Origin of the sequence: Cytobacillus dafuensis (genome assembly GCF_007995155.1) — a bacterium.
In the GTDB taxonomy this organism is placed as follows: Bacteria; Bacillota; Bacilli; order Bacillales; family Cytobacillaceae; genus Cytobacillus; species Cytobacillus dafuensis.
Genome location: NZ_CP042593.1, coordinates 3,191,622 through 3,207,399 on the forward strand (window position 1 = coordinate 3,191,622; position 15,778 = coordinate 3,207,399).

The window sequence follows — 15,778 nt, forward strand, 5'->3', positions numbered from 1 at the left end:
ACCTTATGGTTTAACCTGTTCCATTAAGTCTTTAATCATATCTTCTGTCAATTGACCTGTATGGTATTTCACTATTTTCCCTTCCTTGTCAATCATATACGTTGCAGGGAGAGGGCCAATCTTATAAGCTGTCATTACCTGTCCATCCGGATCCTTTAAAATAGGAAATTCTAAGCCGTGCCGATCCGCAAATTTTTGTATTGCCAATTCAGATTCCCCTACATTTACAGCTAGGATTGTAACACCTTTGTCTTTAAATTGTTTATATTGGTTATTCATGTATGGCATTTCTCTTTCACACGGTTTACACCATGTGCCCCAAAAATTTAAAAAGACTCCTTGTCCCTCATAATCTGAAAGACGATGTTTCTCTCCATTCATATCTTCTAATACAAAGTCTGGTGCTTTTTCACCAACCACTGCTTTTTGAACATCATCTTTTGTAAAATTAGCGTATAAAGTGTAAGCAACTGCAGCTCCTAATAAGAGTAAGATGACTGCCCTTATCATTAGTCGCTTTTTTTTCATTAAACTATCTCCTTTGTATAAGTCAGTTCAACAATAAAATATCACACGTGTATTATTGTTTTCCATTCTAGAATACCTAATTTTCCATACAGTCTGATTTTAATTATATCATTTATTATCACTATGATAATGTTAACGATATGAAGGAAATGTGACTTTTCTATGAAATTTCGCCACAAATTACTTTGCTTGGGCAAGTGTCCGTAATTGCTTTACTTCATGAGCTGTTAATTCCCTAGCATCCCCTGGTTTCAGACCATGAAGAGTTAAAAAACCGTATCTTTCCCGTTTAAGTTTCATGACAGGATGGCCAATTGCCTCAAACATTCTTCTTACCTGTCGATTTCGACCCTCATGTATCGAAAGTTCAATAATGGCCGTTTGCTTCTTCTTATCCATAGAAAGCATCTTTGCTTTTGCCGGTGCAGTCATTCCATCCTCTAATTTAACACCCTTCTCAAGACTTTTCGTTTTTTCACGTGATGGTATCCCCTTCACCTTCGCGACGTAAATCTTTTCAATTTCACTTTTTGGATGCATGAGAAGATTCGCAAATTCACCATCATTTGTTAATAAGAGAAGCCCTGATGTATCAAAATCTAAACGCCCAATTGGATAAATTCTTTGTTCTATATTTAGAAGAAAATCAGTGACTACCTTCCGACCTTTGTCATCCTGAACACTGGAAATAACCCCTCGTGGTTTATAAAGAAGAAAATAGACTGGCTCCTCTCTTTCTACAGGAATGCCATTCACTTCGACCCGATCTGTAGATGATACTTTAACACCTAGCTCTTTTACTACTTTTCCATTTACCTTAACTTGACCTTCGATAATAAGTTGCTCAGCCTTTCTGCGTGAAGCAAATCCAGCATGTGCAATTACCTTTTGTAATCTTTCCAATTAAGTCACCCCAAATAATTGCTTTAATATAAGGATAATACCAATTTCTATCCTTATGAATTATGACATAGATCGAGCATTTTTCAAAGCTTGGGTAACTTTTGAGAAAAAAAAGAAAAGATACCTTCGTTTGAAGATATCTTTCAAGATATTCATGGCAAATGAAATATTATATACCAAATATAAGTGTTACAACGACAATGGCAGCAATAATCCCAACTAAATCGGCTAAGAGACCAACTTTTAGTGCATCTCCCATTTTACGAATTCCTACCGCTCCAAAATACACTGTTAACACATAAAACGTAGTATCCGTGCTCCCTTGAAGAACGGAAGCAAGACGGCCAATAAAGGAATCAGGTCCATATGTAGCAATGAGGTCGCTCGTCATACCAAGTGCAGCTGAGCCTGAAATCGGCCGTATAATGGATAACGGAAAAATTTCTGGTGGGACCCCTATTGCTTCAAGTGCAGGTCTTATCAGCTCGTTGAGATACTCGAGTGCTCCAGAAGCTCGAAAAACCGAGATCGCAACAAGCATTCCGACTAGAAAAGGGATGATTGAAACAGCGATTTTGATCCCCTCCTTACCACCTTCTACAAAGCTCTCATAAGTGGGGATCCGTTTGAATGTACCATATATTAAAATAAATCCAATCAGAACTGGAATAAACCATAAAGAGATCATCGACACAATTTGCATGCGAATTCATCCTTTTCTTGTTCTTCGATAGTAAAAATATCGATCAATTATTATGGCACCTAATGCAGAACTGATTGAAGCTATTAATGTTGGGCCAACGATTTCTGTTGGAGAGACAGATTCATATTTCATCCTTATTGCAATAACCATTGTTGGGATAAGTGTAATACTTGATGTATTTATTGCTAGAAAAGTGATCATCGACCGACTTGCTTCATTACTCCCGCCATTTAAATTTTTTAATTCTTCCATTGCTTTAATTCCAAGTGGAGTGGCAGCATTTCCTAACCCGAACATATTCGCCATCATATTTGATAATATATAACCCATTGCAGGGTGTTCACTCGGCACTTCTGGAAAAAGCCTTTTGACAATCGGTTTAAATAAAAGTGCTAATCTTTTTAATAGACCTGCATCCTCTGCAATTTTCATCATTCCTAACCAGAATACGAGAATACTTATCAATCCGATACATAACGTAACTGCTTCAGATGCTCCTTTGAAAACCGCCTCATTTACTTGATCCATTGTTCCGTTGATCATAGCAAAAACAATTCCGATAACTGTCATCAATACCCAAATTATGTTAATCATCTGTTTTTACTCCAACTATCGCAGTAAATAGGCTCCTGAAATTCCCAAAAAAGGTCTCTTTATCTTTAGCTTCATCATGCTTATAATAAATCGGAATCGTTTTTAGCGGGCGATTATCAAAATATACTATCGCTTTTCCAACAATTTTTGGTACATCCTCTTTCTTTCGCCACTCTTTATTTGGTTTCTTCATTTTAAATTCAATACGGAAGAGATCTTCCTCATCTGAAGAAATAGGATATTCAAAACCATTTTTTATAAATACTTTCTTCTTATAAAATTGATCTTTAATAGCATTTAACTCGCCTTTTGGCAAAACCTCAGCTATTTTATATGAGTTGAAACCATTTTCATACATTTGGATATGATCATTCCAGTCATCTGGTCCATTCAATGTCACTGCAATTAAATCCAACTCATTTTTTGTTGCGGTTGTTACCAGTGTCCTCTTAGCACGCTTCGTAAAACCTGTTTTCCCCCCCGTACAATACTCATATAATCCTGTTAATAATCGATTTTTATTAGTCCATTTCCGATCCCAATTTTCAGTTGGATTTGGTGCTGTATGAACCTTTGTTCCTGAGATTTTCACATACTCTTCATTATTCATAGCATAACGTGTTAATAGCGCCATATCATAAGCAGTTGAGTAATGATTTTCATGATCATCTAGTCCGTGTGGATTTGCAAAATATGTGTTTTCCATGCCAATTTCTTCAGCTTTTTGGTTCATTAAATAAACAAAACCGTCAAGACTTCCTCCTACATACTCTGCAATGGCTACAGCAGCATCATTCCCAGAACGGAGCATTAATCCAAAAACTAAGTCTTCTAATTTGATCTTTTCTCCTGGCTTCAAATAAATGGAGGACCCCTCTGCCCTTACCGCATTCTCGCTAACCTTCACCATTTCATCCATTTTCCCAGACTCTATAGCCAAAATGGCAGTCATTATTTTTGTAATACTTGCAATTCTCCTTGGCTTGTACGCATCCTTTTCAAATAAAACTCTTCCTGATCCCTGCTCCATTAAAATAGCACTGTGCGCACTTACATTTACAGAAGCCTTTGCTTTCTGTGGAATAAGAACTATGACCAATGCAGCAATCAAAGGAAAAATGAAAAGCTTTTTTAAATTTATCATTCCATAAAGACCCCGTCTCCTATTGTCTAGCTTCAGCGGCTAGGGGCTCGAGGTCTTAAGCCGTTCCGACAAAAAGGTTAAAGAGCAACCTTTCTGCCGGCCCGTCTTAAGCTTGTCGCCCCTGAGCAAGCCGCCTCCGCTTTTCTGTTTGGTTTGTACAATTTTATGCAGGACAAGTATGGTTATGACAAAAAAGCTATTTTGAATGGGTCTTTAAAGAAAAAATTCAATTATAGCAACATAAAAAGAGACTGACATTAAAGGAATAAATCACCTTACTTTCAGTTAGCCTCTATTAATCAATTAATATGGTTTCCATTTAAGCTCAGAAGCTTTTTGAAAGCGCTCCTCAACATTTTTCCAATTAACAAGATTCCACCAATTATTGACGTAGTCTCCACGATTATTTTTGTACTGAAGATAATAAGCATGCTCCCAGACATCTAATACAAGTAAAGGGATTGTATCCCATTGTGTTAAATTCATATGCTTTTCTGATTGTAAAATTTCAAGATGGCTTGACCTAGGTGACCAAACAAGTATAGCCCATCCTACACCTTCAACTTGCTTGGCAGCTTCATTAAAATGCTTCTTAAAGGCTTCAAAACTCCCAAAATATGTTTCTATTTCCTTGAGTAGTCTCCCAGCAGGTTTTCCGCCACCCTTTGGCTTCATATTACTCCAGAATATTGTGTGCAAGTAATGACCAGAGCCGTGGAAAGCTAGCTCACGTGACCAATGCTTCACAAGTGCATAATCTCCCGTTTTCCTTGCTTCCTCAAGCTTTATCTCTGCTTTATTTAACCCATCAACATAAGATTTATGGTGCTTATCATGATGTAGCCTCATAATTTCCTCTGAAATATACGGTTCCAGAGCATTATATGCGTATGGAAGTGGCGGGAGAGTATGCTGACCAGCAGCTATACTTCGTTCATGCATATAAACGCCACCAACCTCCTGTCTTTCGGCAAAATATTTCTCTATCCCAGCATGTAGCTCTTCAACCTGTTCTTGTACTTCTGTTAAATCTTCAATATTCAAAGGACCTTTAATTCCTTCCATTATATCGGTAAAAACATCCATTCTATGCCAAAGTTCAGTATTTTTATTGACATCCTCTGATTCAAGAAATGCTCGCATCTCTTTATTCCACATAATTACATCTTGTATATACCCCTCAAAACGACTCATTCTGACCCCTCTTTCCTTTCAACTTTCTGATTCCCTTTCTATCGTATGACTGATTGGAGGAAATATTGCATAAAGTGAAACTTCCATCAGTGGGGGTTTTTCTTCATCCCCCACTGATGGTTAGTTGAACCAATCACGCTCAAAACGCCACGTCCTGTGGCTTTCGCCTGACTAGGACATCGTGTCCGTCGTCGGGCATTTACGGGCAGTTGATCCCCCACTTACTCTTCTTTGTATACGCGAATCCTTGAAGTGGGGGTCTTACTGCCCGTTAATCTGCGATAAACAAAGAAATGCACAAGCGCATACGGAACAATCATCTCAGTCACCAATGGAAACATAACTAACTACAATCCTTCTGGAAAATTTTCTATAAATTGTATACATTTTATAAAAATAATGCTATTATCATTTTATATAATGATAATGGTTTTGGAGGGAAATAAATGACAAGGAAAGCTGATCTGCTCCTTCATCCAATTCGAATGAGAATTGTACAACAATTGCTACTAGGGAAACCGCTGACAATTGCGCAACTTTTAGATGTTCTTGGTGATGTTCCTCAAGCTACTTTGTATCGACATATTAATCTTTTAATTAATGCAGATCTTATTGAGATAATCGATACGAAGAAAGTAAAAGGAACGGAAGAACGAGTGTTTTCAGTCAAGAAAGAGAACTTACAGGTACCTGAAAGTGAAATAGAAGCTACTTCACAGGAAGATCATATACGTCATTTTTCAGTATTTCACGGTAATTTGCTTCAGTTAGCGACAACTTATCTGACGGAGACTTCTCCAAAACAGTATGAACAAGAAGGATTTGCTTATTGGTATACACCTATTCATCTAACAGACGGGGAATTTCAGGAGCTTGTCCAGTCAATTAATAAATCTATTGAAAAAGCGATAAATAACAAGCTGACACCTGAACGAACCACTCGAATTTTTGCAGGCATGTTCATTCCACAAAAATCACGAGAATAAGGAGGAACCGCAAATGCATTATGGCTATGAAATTGGAATAGAAAAACTCGGGGATTGGCTGCCTCTTCTTCTTCCCATCCTCATTTTACAATTAATTTTAATTTCTGTGGCATTATGGGATTTGTTAAAAAGGGATCTTAGCAATGAATATAAATGGCTTTGGATCGCGATTATTGTTTTTGTTAGTATATTTGGTCCGATTTTGTATTTTACCTTAGGAAGGAGAAGAAGGTAATATGAACATTCTCCACGTAAGCCATCTTCAAAAGAATTACGGAGATTATGAGGTCATTAAAAACATTGACTTTCAAATCGATTACGGCGAATGTGTCGCTCTTCTTGGTCCAAATGGAGCAGGTAAAACTACTATTATTAAAATGCTTTTAGACATAACAAAACCTACAGGCGGTCAAATTCTATTCGAAGGAGGGTGTCATGACCAAAAGCGTCAGTTTATAGGATATTTGCCGCAACATCCCACTTTCTATTCGTGGATGACCGGAAAGGAATTGCTTGTATTTATGGGGGGGCTTTCAAATATAGATAAGGAAAGCTTAGAACAACGAATAAATGAATTACTAGACTTAGTGGGACTGAGTAATGCGGAAAATAAGCAAATCGGAACCTATTCAGGAGGGATGAAGCAAAGATTAGGCATCGCCCAGGCGCTTATCCATCAACCCAAGTTGCTTATTATGGATGAACCAGTTTCCGCACTGGATCCAATAGGGCGAAGAGACATGTTGGAATTGTTAAAATTCATCAAACAGAAATCAACCATCCTATTTTCCACTCATTTTCTGCACGATGCGGAAGAGCTTTGTGATAAGATACTTATCCTTAATCAAGGTAAATTACTTGTCAATGGCTACATTAATCAGGTAATTAATCAAAATCAACAACCAGTATTTATTATTCAGGCACCTAGAGTTAACGAGTGGGCTCCACAACTTGTAAACGAAGATATCGTTGAATCTATTGTACAAACAGGAAGTACCGCAAAAGTCCATGTTAAAAATATTGATCAAGGGAGAATTTGGCTATTAGACAATATTAACCGTTTGAAACTGCCTGTCCAAAAATTCGAACTAGTACAGGAAAGCCTTGAAGAGATCTTTTTAAGGATGGTGAAGTAAACATGAACCACCTATTTGTTCTATTAAAGAAAGAGTGGCTTGAAGCTAGAAGAAGTTACAAAATATTGTGGTTTCCTGTGGTATTTATGTTTTTGGGAATCATTCAGCCTCTTTCATCCTATTATTTGCCTCAAATATTGCAAATTGCCGGCGGATTGCCTGAAGGTATAGAGATTACATTGCCTAAGTTTACTGCAGAAGATGTTCTGGCTTCGACCTTGACTAATCAATTTGACCAATTGGGCTTGATAATTATTGTAATTGGTATGATGGGGATCATTGTATCGGAAAAAAACAATGGAATGCTTGCGTTTATTTTGACACGCAACACAAGATTAAGCGAGTATTTGCTTAGCAAGTGGATTGGGCAGGCTGTTATTGTAGCAGGGTCAGTAGCAATTGGAATTCTGATGGCAATATTTTATACCTCCTATTTGTTTAACACTGTGTCTTTTGCTAGAGTCTTCGTAGGGCTTGGTGTTTATTATATTTGGTGTCTGTTCATATTAACATTTGCACTTATGTTGGGTGCTGTACTATCTAGATCCTCGGCAGTCGCTGTATTATCCATTTTCGTTCTAATACTTTTGAAAGCCATAACTGCATTTGGTGCTGGATTTCAAATCTTAAATCCCGCTTATTTGACGAATCATGCAGTCAACATCATGATATCCGGCAATACTTTACCTCATCTTTTAACAACAGTGACTATAACTTTATTCCTCATTGTACTTTTCATGTTTTTATCAAAGTATTATTTAAACCAAAAAGAGTTGCCCTCTATGTGACTTAGAATGTATACCCACAACCATGATGAAGCATTTGTATAAAGTGAGTTTTAATATAAACCGATCATGCATTTATAACTAGGAGGAGATAAAAAGTGAGTGTTCAAGTTGTATTGGAAGATACCGAATTAATATTGGATATTTCAGGCTGGACATCGATAACTACTTTAAAACGGAAGATAAAGATTCCTTATAATTCAGTCGTTGAAGTACAGACGGGTAGTTTCAAGTTTCCCTTGACATCAATAAAAAGAACGGGCATTACAACATTGGATTATAAAGCTGGGATTTTCCTTATTGATGGAAAAAAACATTTCTTAACCTATCATGAAGACAATAAAGTAATAATTTTAAGTTTGAAAGAAAATGAATTTGACAAAGTAGTAATTGAAAGCGAAGATCCAGAACAATTAGCAAACAATATTTTGCTGCGTTGCTCTTCACTTAAATAATCAAAATGGCTTAATGATTAAACGGTACAATATTGCCAAAAAAGAGCAGCTTGAATGCTGCTCTTTTAGACAGTTATTTTTGTGGATGAACAATATATTCTAATGGTGAACGAAGATTAAAGCTACTTTGGCTATTTAATGATTCAAAGATAGCCGGTAGTTTCGAAAAATCTATATCTTGAAAATATGATGCAAATTCGATTTTCGAATTGATATAGACTCTTTTCCGATGGCGAAACCCTGGATTTTTCAATAAACAAACAAGTGCAACAATATCTTTTAGTTCTACATCAACTGAACCCGCTTTAAAAATTGGATTCGATTCGAATGGTGTATACTCATTAACTAATTCTTCAAAATAACGGACATACAATACATGTAATGTTTTTTCGTGTCCATCTTCTTCAAAGGTTATTTCACTTCTGTTAAAGAAATCCTCAGATGTATTAGACTTTTCCTTTTCGAGTTCATAGCCTTTACACTGTTTAATAAGCATGTAAAACCCCTCCCAGAACATATTCCTCATATGTAAAAATTACATGTTTTAGTGCACAAATCTATATTAACATAAAGTGAAACTTCCATCAGTGGGGGTTTTTCTTCATCCCCCACTGATGGTTAGTTAAACCAATCACGCTCAAAACGCCACGTCCTGTGGCTTTCGCCTGACTAGGACATCCTGTCCGTCTTCGGGCATTTACGGGCAGTTGATCCACCACTTACTCTTCTTTGCATATGCGAATCCTAGAAGTGGGGGTCTTACTGCCCGTTAATCTGCGATAAAATTCAACTAACAATCAGTGTTGCTATTGTGACCCCTGATTGTTAGTTGAACTTATCATGATATGACTTCACTTAAGAATCAAAGGTTTCCCGAAACCTATCAAAGAATAAATCTGCTTCGTCCTGAATGAATTCATCTTCAACTTTTTCGGGAAGCGGTGGCAGCTCTTCGATTCTTTTCAAACCAAAATAATCGAGAAATTCTTTGGTTGTCCCATATAAATAAGCCCTACCAGTCCCTTCTGCTCTGCCCACTTCTTTAATTAATGCTTTTGCTGCTAAAGTATGTAAAGGTCTTTCTGTTTTTACACCTCTAATTTCTTCTATTTCCGCTCTTGTAATTGGCTGCTTATAGGCAATAATAGCTAAGGTTTCAAGTGCTGCCTGAGATAGTGTGGCGTTGGAAGGAGAAACAACAAGTTTCTTTAGATAATCGGAATTTTCCTTTTTTGTAGCTAGCTGAAAGGTTCCGGCTATCTCGACAATTGTTATGCCTCGTTCGGTTTTCTTATAATCTTCCTTCAACTCTCTAAGCACATTTTCAGACTGCAACTCGTTTATTTCTAATACAAGCGTAATTTGTTTTAGAGAAAGCCCTTCATCCCCCGCAGCGAATAAAAGACTTTCTACTATTCCCTTCCAATTAATGATTTCCAAGTAATTCTACCCCTTTCGTTGTTCGAAAAGTGAGAAGCCTTTTAGCTTCTAGTGTCAAATTGAATCAATGGTGCTGAAGCTAAATAATACTTAAAAAGATTTCCGAAAAATTTCTATCTTGTTCAATATGAATTTCTTTCCGTTTTATTAGCTCTAAAACAGCAAGAAAAGTAACAACAATTTGCTCTCGATCAGGAATAGGAAACAGGTCGTTAAAGCTTTTCCTTCCTTTAAATTCCTTTAAATCGTTTAAAATTTCATCCATTCTTTTCTCAATCGGAATTTCCTGACGGGCAATTTTTGTTGTAAGAGGTTTTTGCAATTTTTGCCTGCGTAAAAGCTTCTGAAACGCGCCTAACATGTCATAAAGAGTTACATTTATATCTGTTTTCTCAGGCTTTATTTCTTTTGCAAAATCTGTAAGGTCACTCGGTGGCTTAGTAAAGATTAAGCCCCTCTCCTGCTCTAATTCTTTCAACTCAACAGCTGCTTCTTTATATTTTCGGTATTCAATTAATCTTTCAACTAGCTCCTCCATTGGATTCTCTTCTTCTTCAATGGAATATTCATTTTCAAGTAATTCCTCTTCATGCTTTGGTAGCAGCATTTTACTTTTGATTGCTAGAAGAGTTGCAGCCATCACTAAATACTCGCTCGCAATATCAAGCTGAAGCTCTTGCATTGTGTGGATATATAATAAATATTGCTCCGTAATTTCCGCTACGGGAATATCATAAATATCGATCTCAAGACGATTAATCAAATGAAGGAGAAGATCGAGCGGCCCTTCAAAAGCATCAATCTTTACATTATAATGCTTTATTTCATGCATACTTTCTCACCAAAATTTCTAAATATTAGTTCCCACATAAAGACTATATTAAGTATAAATTATTCATACACGTTATCCAATAGAAAAATAACTCTTACTAAGATTGGTGAAAATAATGAATCCGCCCATACCATTTCACAAATGCCTACATAAGATGATTTTGAACAATAAATTAAGAAGAAACAGGAGGTATTAAATATGTCTGGTGGCTTTTGTTGTGGGGGCACAGGATTTGCATTAATTGTCGTATTGTTTATTCTATTGATTATTGTAGGTGCTTCTTGGTGCTTCTAAAGAAGTAAAGTCTGAGAGTACTCTTTTAAAGGCGTTAATATTGCCCGGTTTATACCGGGTTTTTATTATGCCTATCTTATTTTTAAGTCCTCGTTCCAAACATTTCTTCATCGTATGAAGCACGCTTTCTATGGTAAAATTTATTAAGGAGGTGTAATGATGTATCCAAAAGAATATATTGAATTTTTAGTTCATTTTCATAGTGATCGAGATTATTTTGAGTGTCACGAGGTGCTTGAGGATTATTGGAAAAGTGTAGACCCAAGTAATAAAAGTTCCATCTGGGTAGGTTTTATTTTATTTGCCGTTTCTAATTATCATCATCGGCGAGGAAATTACAGTGGAGCAAAAAGAACATTGAGCAAGTCTATCAGCATTTTTAATGCAAATATGAATCAACTATCCATGTTAGGATTAGACAAAGAAAAATTTCTGGAAGATTTAGGATTAATTCATAATAATATTTCAAAAGGTAGTAACTATTTTAGCTATAACTTGCCAATTATTGATCAATCATTACTCTCTCAATGCAAAAATAAATGTCAAAATGACGGCCAAAAATGGTGTTCTGCTAGTAATTTAGAAAATGAACAGATTATTCACCGACATTTACTTCGAGATCGCAGTCAAGTCATAAAAGAACGATTATTTGCATTAAAAAATAAAAATAGCAATCGATAAATCATGATTGCTATTTTTATATTAGACATTTTATACAGGAAGCAACAATAAAAACAGAATTTATTCGCTCCCCTATCCAAAATCCTCTAAATCGCATTTTTGAAGAAATGAATTAGTATTTTCGTTTGCTATAAGCTCTTTCGCTGGATACATTTCTTTGAACGCTTTCACCATTGACTTTCCAATCCCTTGATGCCTATGTGAAGGGTTGACAGAAATATGTTCAATCTTGGCGGTATTATCTTGAAATGAAACCCCCATTAAACCAATTATATCGTCCCCATCTTTCCATAAAAATAATTGCTTTGTATCATCATTTTCATATTGCTTCATTGTCTGCTGCAATATTTTTAAATCTTTTTCATTTGGCATAAATGACAACAGGCCCATTGCAATCTTTTCAAATGCTTTCTTATATCGTATTAACATATTATCCCTCAACTTGCGTTCGCCAAGTTTTTCGGCGAATGCTTAGTTTTTCTTATGCGATCGTATTAGCAAAAACTTAATCAATTTCACACATTTTATTTATTAAGCTTATTAATATAATCATTCTTATTAGCTTAGAAAAACTTGCGTTTGCCAAGATATTCGTTGAATGGCTTCGTTTTACTAATGTGGTATATTTGTAAAGTCCAATTTAACATTTCTGATTCGTAAATACGCAAATACTTATCATAATTTCTATTTGCGGTCCAACCATAATATTACTATTTTTCCCAAAAACTCTTCATTTCAAACTTGATTATATTATATGTATCCAGACTCTCATTGTTCCTTAAAACTAACATTGTCTTTTACTATGATGGCATAATCACAAACCAATAATAAAGCCCCCACAAAATGCTAAACACTAAAAATAGAACAAAAAGAAGCCAATTATTTTTCTTCATAAATTCTAAGTTGCCCTCCTGTTAACAAATCTAAATAGCTTGGACAATTTCATTTTACACGAAACCCATTTTTATTTCTATGGTCCTAGCTAAAAAAACAAATTCAAAAAAACTGCCTTAAAATAGGCAGCTTAATTATTTATCTTTTCTTTAATCGACATGTCCATACGAATTAAATCCTCATAAGTTTCTCGTTTAACAACAAGCTTTGCTACTCCATTTTCAACAAAAACAACAGCAGGTCTTGGCAAACGATTATAATTATTTGCCATTGAATAGCCGTATGCACCTGTACAGAAAACGGCCAAAAGATCATTGCTATCTGACTTTGGAAGCGGGAGATCCCAAATGAGCATATCGCCAGATTCACAGCATTTTCCTGCAATAGAAACTGTTTCACAAGCTTTCTCAAGAGGAGCATTTGCAAGAACAGCTTCATATTTCGCTTGATAAAGTGCAGGTCTTATATTATCAGTCATTCCTCCGTCGACTGCCACATATTTTCTTATATTCGGGACTTCTTTTCTTGAACCAATTTTGTAAAGAGTTGTTCCAGCATCTCCTACTAGTGAACGTCCTGGCTCAATCCAAATCTCGGGCATTTTCATTGAATAATGTGATGCTTGCTTCTTAACTTCTTCAATAATTTCTGCAACATATTGAGCAGCTGGGAGGGGCTGATCTTCGGCTGTATATCTAATACCAAAACCGCCACCTAAATTTAGTACCTTCGATTCAAAAGCAAATGCATCTTTCCATTCATGAAGTTTTTCGAATAATTTCTTGGCAGCTAAAATAAATCCAGTCGTTTCAAATATTTGTGATCCAATATGGCAATGAAGCCCAAGTACTTCAATTCTTTCTAATTTAAGAGCCTTTACCAATGCTTCTTCTGCCTGCCCATTCTGCAAATCAAAACCAAATTTTGAATCTGCTTGTCCAGTTAAAATATAGTCATGGGTATGAGCTTCAATTCCAGGTGTAACTCTTAATAGGATTTTCGTATTCACTCTCATAGATTCACAAATTGAACTAAGCAATTCCAGTTCATAAAAATTATCAACTACAATGCAGCCTATATCGTTCTTTAATGCCATTTCAAGCTCTTCTTTACTTTTATTGTTTCCATGAAAATGGATTCGTTCTCGTGGGAATCCAGCTGCTAAAGCTGTGTATAATTCACCACCTGATACGACATCAAGAGAAAGTCCTTCCTCATCTGCTAGTTGAACCATTGCAATCGTTGAAAATGCTTTGCTTGCATATGCCACTTGTGCAGGTATGTTTAAGTTTTCAAATGTTTGTTTAAATCCTCTAGCTCTTTCCCGTATCAAAGAAACATCATATACATATAAGGGTGTGCCGAATTCATTGGCCAGATCAACTGTATCAATACCACCAATCTCAAGATGTCCTTTCTCATTCACTTTAGAAGTTCCGTGTAAATACATAGTTTCCCCTCTTCCCTAACTAATCTTATTTAGAATCTTTCGCCAAGTCCCTCTAGCAAATCTTAGATTTTTTTATGTGATCTCTTTAGCAAAGACTTAAACATTTTTCCTTTAGCACGTTAATAAACTCAAACCTTCCTAGCCAAGAATAGACAGATTTCATAAGGAATCTGTCTATTCTATTATTTCGCATCTTCAATTATTTAATTTTACAATTATTAAATTAATTTAAAAATATTAAAAACACTTTAACATAAAATGAATTGAATCGCAATTACATTGTGAAATCTGAGTAATACCAATTTATTTTATTGGTTGCTTATACCGGTTGAGTGTATGAACAATACTTGGACGAATTACTGATCCTGGTATAGACGTCCTTACCAATACATTCCATAATGCTATAGGATGAAATGGGATGAATGGCCATAAATAAGGAATATTGAGTGGTTTATTATTTGCAAGCCAGATAATAAATAATGTCCCCCCGATTATAAATCCCGGTGCATGAAATATAGCAACAACTGCCAAAAAGATGAGACGCACAATTTTATTTGCGATGCTTAATTCATAGCTTGGGGTCGTATAATTTCCGATAGCTGATAAAGCAACATATAGGATTACTTCGGGTGTGAATAAGCCAACATCAATTGCAATTTGTCCAATTAATACTGCCGCAATTAAACCCATGGCAGTTGATAAAGGTGTAGGAGTGTGAATAGCTGCCATTCGGAAAAATTCGACACCTAAATCCGCAAGAAATATTTGAAGGATTATTGGAATATTATTTTCTTCATTAGGGCCAATAAATGAAAGCTTTTCTGGTAATAGGGATGGCTCCATTACAAATAGAAACCATAGCGGCAGTAGGAAAAGTGATGCAATGACGCCAAGAAAACGAATCCATCGTACAAAAGTCCCTACTGCTGGAGATTGTCTAAATTCCTCTGCATGCTGTAAATGGTAGAAATATGAAGTTGGTGTAATCATTACACTTGGCGATGTATCCACATAAATGAGAACATGCCCATCTAGTAAATGTGCTGATGCCACGTCAGCACGCTCTGTGTATCGCACTTGTGGAAAAGGATTAAATCCTTGTTTAAAAATAAATTCTTCAACCGTTTTGTCCGCCATTGTAATTCCATCAATTTCAATTGACTTAATTTCTTTTCTGACAATATCAAGTAAATCAGGATTTGCAATATCCTCAATATAGCCAATGGCAATATCTGTTTTAGACCTTTCACCGATACGGGTGATTTCAAAACGGAGTCGTTCATCGCGAATTCGCCTTCTCGTTAAAGCAGTATTAACAATGATATTCTCAACGAACCCATCACGTGATCCGCGAACAACCCTTTCCGTATCTGGTTCCGAAGGTGTTCTTCCCGGGTAGCTTCGGACATCAACAACAAAGCCGATGCATTCTCCATCCATTACAACAACGATAAGTCCTGACAATACTTGATCTACGAGTTCATCCATTGTTTTTATTTGTACAATGGATTGATGAACAAGTCTATTTTCAATGATCTCAAAGAGATTGCTTGATACCTTCTCGTGATCGTTAATAGCAACAAGCTCTTCAATGAGTTCAACGATTATTCGAGAATCTGTTAACCCGTTAACATAATAAATTTGAACATTTTTACGAAGAATTTTTAACTTCCTTACACCTAAATCGAAGCTCTTTCCGAGCCCAATTTTCTCTTTCATATATTTTTCTATTTTATCTACCGATTCTGGAATAGGCATT

The 15,778-nt window shown here is 35.9% G+C and carries 19 protein-coding genes; 7 read left to right on the plus strand and 12 right to left on the minus strand.

The features are described 5' to 3' along the window. Nucleotides 1-3 precede the first annotated feature (3 nt). The 6 genes from resA to FSZ17_RS15215 form a co-directional block, all read right to left on the minus strand. Nucleotides 4-528: a thiol-disulfide oxidoreductase ResA gene (gene resA / locus FSZ17_RS15190; protein WP_057771401.1), complete on the minus strand. Its 525-nt coding sequence runs from the start codon at nucleotides 526-528 to the stop codon at nucleotides 4-6. 180 nt (nucleotides 529-708) lie between these two features. Next, nucleotides 709-1,431, minus strand: coding sequence for a 23S rRNA pseudouridine(2605) synthase RluB (gene rluB / locus FSZ17_RS15195; RefSeq protein WP_057771402.1), 723 nt, complete (start codon nucleotides 1,429-1,431; stop codon nucleotides 709-711). Between the two features lie 169 nt (nucleotides 1,432-1,600). Then, nucleotides 1,601-2,134 (minus strand): spore maturation protein, encoded by a 534-nt coding sequence (locus FSZ17_RS15200; protein ID WP_057771403.1) that lies wholly within the window; start codon nucleotides 2,132-2,134, stop codon nucleotides 1,601-1,603. Nucleotides 2,135-2,140: 6 nt separating this feature from the next. Further along, nucleotides 2,141-2,728 carry a nucleoside recognition domain-containing protein gene (locus FSZ17_RS15205; RefSeq protein ID WP_057771404.1) on the minus strand — a complete coding sequence of 196 codons (588 nt, stop codon included), beginning with the start codon at nucleotides 2,726-2,728 and terminating at the stop codon, nucleotides 2,141-2,143. Next, a complete protein-coding gene (locus tag FSZ17_RS15210) occupies nucleotides 2,721-3,872 on the minus strand; it encodes a D-alanyl-D-alanine carboxypeptidase family protein (RefSeq protein ID WP_057771405.1) in 1,152 nt (383 codons plus the stop codon). The genes FSZ17_RS15205 and FSZ17_RS15210 overlap by 8 nt, the downstream gene beginning before the upstream one ends. A 303-nt stretch (nucleotides 3,873-4,175) precedes the next feature. Then, nucleotides 4,176-5,066 carry a superoxide dismutase gene (locus tag FSZ17_RS15215; protein WP_057771406.1) on the minus strand — a complete coding sequence of 297 codons (891 nt, stop codon included), beginning with the start codon at nucleotides 5,064-5,066 and terminating at the stop codon, nucleotides 4,176-4,178. A gap of 446 nt (nucleotides 5,067-5,512) precedes the next feature. Between FSZ17_RS15215 and FSZ17_RS15220 the strand changes: the two genes are divergently transcribed. The 5 genes from FSZ17_RS15220 (at nucleotide 5,513) to FSZ17_RS15240 (ending at nucleotide 8,428) form a co-directional block, all read left to right on the plus strand. After that, nucleotides 5,513-6,052 carry a helix-turn-helix domain-containing protein gene (locus FSZ17_RS15220; RefSeq protein WP_057771407.1) on the plus strand — a complete coding sequence of 180 codons (540 nt, stop codon included), beginning with the start codon at nucleotides 5,513-5,515 and terminating at the stop codon, nucleotides 6,050-6,052. Between the two features lie 13 nt (nucleotides 6,053-6,065). Continuing rightward, entirely contained in the window at nucleotides 6,066-6,287 is a 222-nt protein-coding gene (locus FSZ17_RS15225) for a PLD nuclease N-terminal domain-containing protein (protein WP_057771408.1), read from the plus strand. A 1-nt stretch (nucleotide 6,288) separates the two neighbouring features. After that, on the plus strand, nucleotides 6,289-7,188 hold the full coding sequence (locus FSZ17_RS15230; RefSeq protein ID WP_057771409.1) for an ABC transporter ATP-binding protein: 900 nt from the start codon (nucleotides 6,289-6,291) through the stop codon (nucleotides 7,186-7,188). 2 nt (nucleotides 7,189-7,190) lie between these two features. After that, a complete protein-coding gene (locus FSZ17_RS15235) occupies nucleotides 7,191-7,976 on the plus strand; it encodes a DUF2705 family protein (protein ID WP_057771410.1) in 786 nt (261 codons plus the stop codon). Between the two features lie 95 nt (nucleotides 7,977-8,071). After that, nucleotides 8,072-8,428: a PH domain-containing protein gene (locus tag FSZ17_RS15240; RefSeq protein ID WP_057771411.1), complete on the plus strand. Its 357-nt coding sequence runs from the start codon at nucleotides 8,072-8,074 to the stop codon at nucleotides 8,426-8,428. A gap of 73 nt (nucleotides 8,429-8,501) precedes the next feature. Here FSZ17_RS15240 and FSZ17_RS15245 read toward each other — a convergent pair whose 3' ends face one another. The 3 genes from FSZ17_RS15245 to FSZ17_RS15255 form a co-directional block, all read right to left on the minus strand. Beyond that, nucleotides 8,502-8,924 (minus strand): hypothetical protein, encoded by a 423-nt coding sequence (locus tag FSZ17_RS15245; RefSeq protein ID WP_057771412.1) that lies wholly within the window; start codon nucleotides 8,922-8,924, stop codon nucleotides 8,502-8,504. A 359-nt stretch (nucleotides 8,925-9,283) separates the two neighbouring features. Then, nucleotides 9,284-9,868: an SMC-Scp complex subunit ScpB gene (scpB, locus tag FSZ17_RS15250; RefSeq protein WP_057771413.1), complete on the minus strand. Its 585-nt coding sequence runs from the start codon at nucleotides 9,866-9,868 to the stop codon at nucleotides 9,284-9,286. A 79-nt stretch (nucleotides 9,869-9,947) separates the two neighbouring features. After that, entirely contained in the window at nucleotides 9,948-10,700 is a 753-nt protein-coding gene (locus FSZ17_RS15255) for a segregation/condensation protein A (RefSeq protein WP_057771414.1), read from the minus strand. A 198-nt stretch (nucleotides 10,701-10,898) separates the two neighbouring features. Between FSZ17_RS15255 and FSZ17_RS15260 the strand changes: the two genes are divergently transcribed. Both FSZ17_RS15260 and FSZ17_RS15265 read left to right on the plus strand, forming a co-directional pair. Further along, nucleotides 10,899-10,994 carry a YjcZ family sporulation protein gene (locus FSZ17_RS15260; RefSeq protein ID WP_057771415.1) on the plus strand — a complete coding sequence of 32 codons (96 nt, stop codon included), beginning with the start codon at nucleotides 10,899-10,901 and terminating at the stop codon, nucleotides 10,992-10,994. A 156-nt stretch (nucleotides 10,995-11,150) separates the two neighbouring features. Beyond that, on the plus strand, nucleotides 11,151-11,675 hold the full coding sequence (locus tag FSZ17_RS15265; protein ID WP_322107586.1) for a DUF309 domain-containing protein: 525 nt from the start codon (nucleotides 11,151-11,153) through the stop codon (nucleotides 11,673-11,675). Between the two features lie 72 nt (nucleotides 11,676-11,747). Here FSZ17_RS15265 and FSZ17_RS15270 read toward each other — a convergent pair whose 3' ends face one another. The 3 genes from FSZ17_RS15270 to FSZ17_RS15280 all read right to left on the minus strand — a co-directional run bounded on the left by FSZ17_RS15270 (nucleotide 11,748) and on the right by FSZ17_RS15280 (nucleotide 15,777). Then, the gene (locus FSZ17_RS15270; protein WP_057771417.1) at nucleotides 11,748-12,104 is read right to left on the minus strand and encodes a GNAT family N-acetyltransferase; all 357 of its coding nucleotides are present in this window, start codon (nucleotides 12,102-12,104) and stop codon (nucleotides 11,748-11,750) included. 595 nt (nucleotides 12,105-12,699) lie between these two features. Then, the gene (gene lysA, locus FSZ17_RS15275; RefSeq protein WP_057771418.1) at nucleotides 12,700-14,019 is read right to left on the minus strand and encodes a diaminopimelate decarboxylase; all 1,320 of its coding nucleotides are present in this window, start codon (nucleotides 14,017-14,019) and stop codon (nucleotides 12,700-12,702) included. Between the two features lie 303 nt (nucleotides 14,020-14,322). Next, nucleotides 14,323-15,777: a spore germination protein gene (locus FSZ17_RS15280; protein WP_185150730.1), complete on the minus strand. Its 1,455-nt coding sequence runs from the start codon at nucleotides 15,775-15,777 to the stop codon at nucleotides 14,323-14,325. Nucleotide 15,778: the final 1 nt, after the last annotated feature.

What these genes read in the sequence shown, in the direction of transcription:
- resA (WP_057771401.1), bottom strand. Translation starts at nt 528, where the DNA reads ATGAAAAAAAAGCGACTAATGATAAGGGCAGTCATCTTACTCTTATTA.
- FSZ17_RS15200 (WP_057771403.1), bottom strand. Translation starts at nt 2,134, where the DNA reads ATGCAAATTGTGTCGATGATCTCTTTATGGTTTATTCCAGTTCTGATT.
- FSZ17_RS15205 (WP_057771404.1), bottom strand. Translation starts at nt 2,728, where the DNA reads ATGATTAACATAATTTGGGTATTGATGACAGTTATCGGAATTGTTTTT.
- FSZ17_RS15210 (WP_057771405.1), bottom strand. Translation starts at nt 3,872, where the DNA reads ATGATAAATTTAAAAAAGCTTTTCATTTTTCCTTTGATTGCTGCATTG.
- FSZ17_RS15215 (WP_057771406.1), bottom strand. Translation starts at nt 5,066, where the DNA reads ATGAGTCGTTTTGAGGGGTATATACAAGATGTAATTATGTGGAATAAA.
- FSZ17_RS15220 (WP_057771407.1), top strand. Translation starts at nt 5,513, where the DNA reads ATGACAAGGAAAGCTGATCTGCTCCTTCATCCAATTCGAATGAGAATT.
- FSZ17_RS15225 (WP_057771408.1), top strand. Translation starts at nt 6,066, where the DNA reads ATGCATTATGGCTATGAAATTGGAATAGAAAAACTCGGGGATTGGCTG.
- FSZ17_RS15230 (WP_057771409.1), top strand. Translation starts at nt 6,289, where the DNA reads ATGAACATTCTCCACGTAAGCCATCTTCAAAAGAATTACGGAGATTAT.
- FSZ17_RS15235 (WP_057771410.1), top strand. Translation starts at nt 7,191, where the DNA reads ATGAACCACCTATTTGTTCTATTAAAGAAAGAGTGGCTTGAAGCTAGA.
- FSZ17_RS15245 (WP_057771412.1), bottom strand. Translation starts at nt 8,924, where the DNA reads ATGCTTATTAAACAGTGTAAAGGCTATGAACTCGAAAAGGAAAAGTCT.
- FSZ17_RS15255 (WP_057771414.1), bottom strand. Translation starts at nt 10,700, where the DNA reads ATGCATGAAATAAAGCATTATAATGTAAAGATTGATGCTTTTGAAGGG.
- FSZ17_RS15260 (WP_057771415.1), top strand. Translation starts at nt 10,899, where the DNA reads ATGTCTGGTGGCTTTTGTTGTGGGGGCACAGGATTTGCATTAATTGTC.
- FSZ17_RS15265 (WP_322107586.1), top strand. Translation starts at nt 11,151, where the DNA reads ATGATGTATCCAAAAGAATATATTGAATTTTTAGTTCATTTTCATAGT.
- FSZ17_RS15270 (WP_057771417.1), bottom strand. Translation starts at nt 12,104, where the DNA reads ATGTTAATACGATATAAGAAAGCATTTGAAAAGATTGCAATGGGCCTG.
- lysA (WP_057771418.1), bottom strand. Translation starts at nt 14,019, where the DNA reads ATGTATTTACACGGAACTTCTAAAGTGAATGAGAAAGGACATCTTGAG.
- FSZ17_RS15280 (WP_185150730.1), bottom strand. Translation starts at nt 15,777, where the DNA reads ATGCCTATTCCAGAATCGGTAGATAAAATAGAAAAATATATGAAAGAG.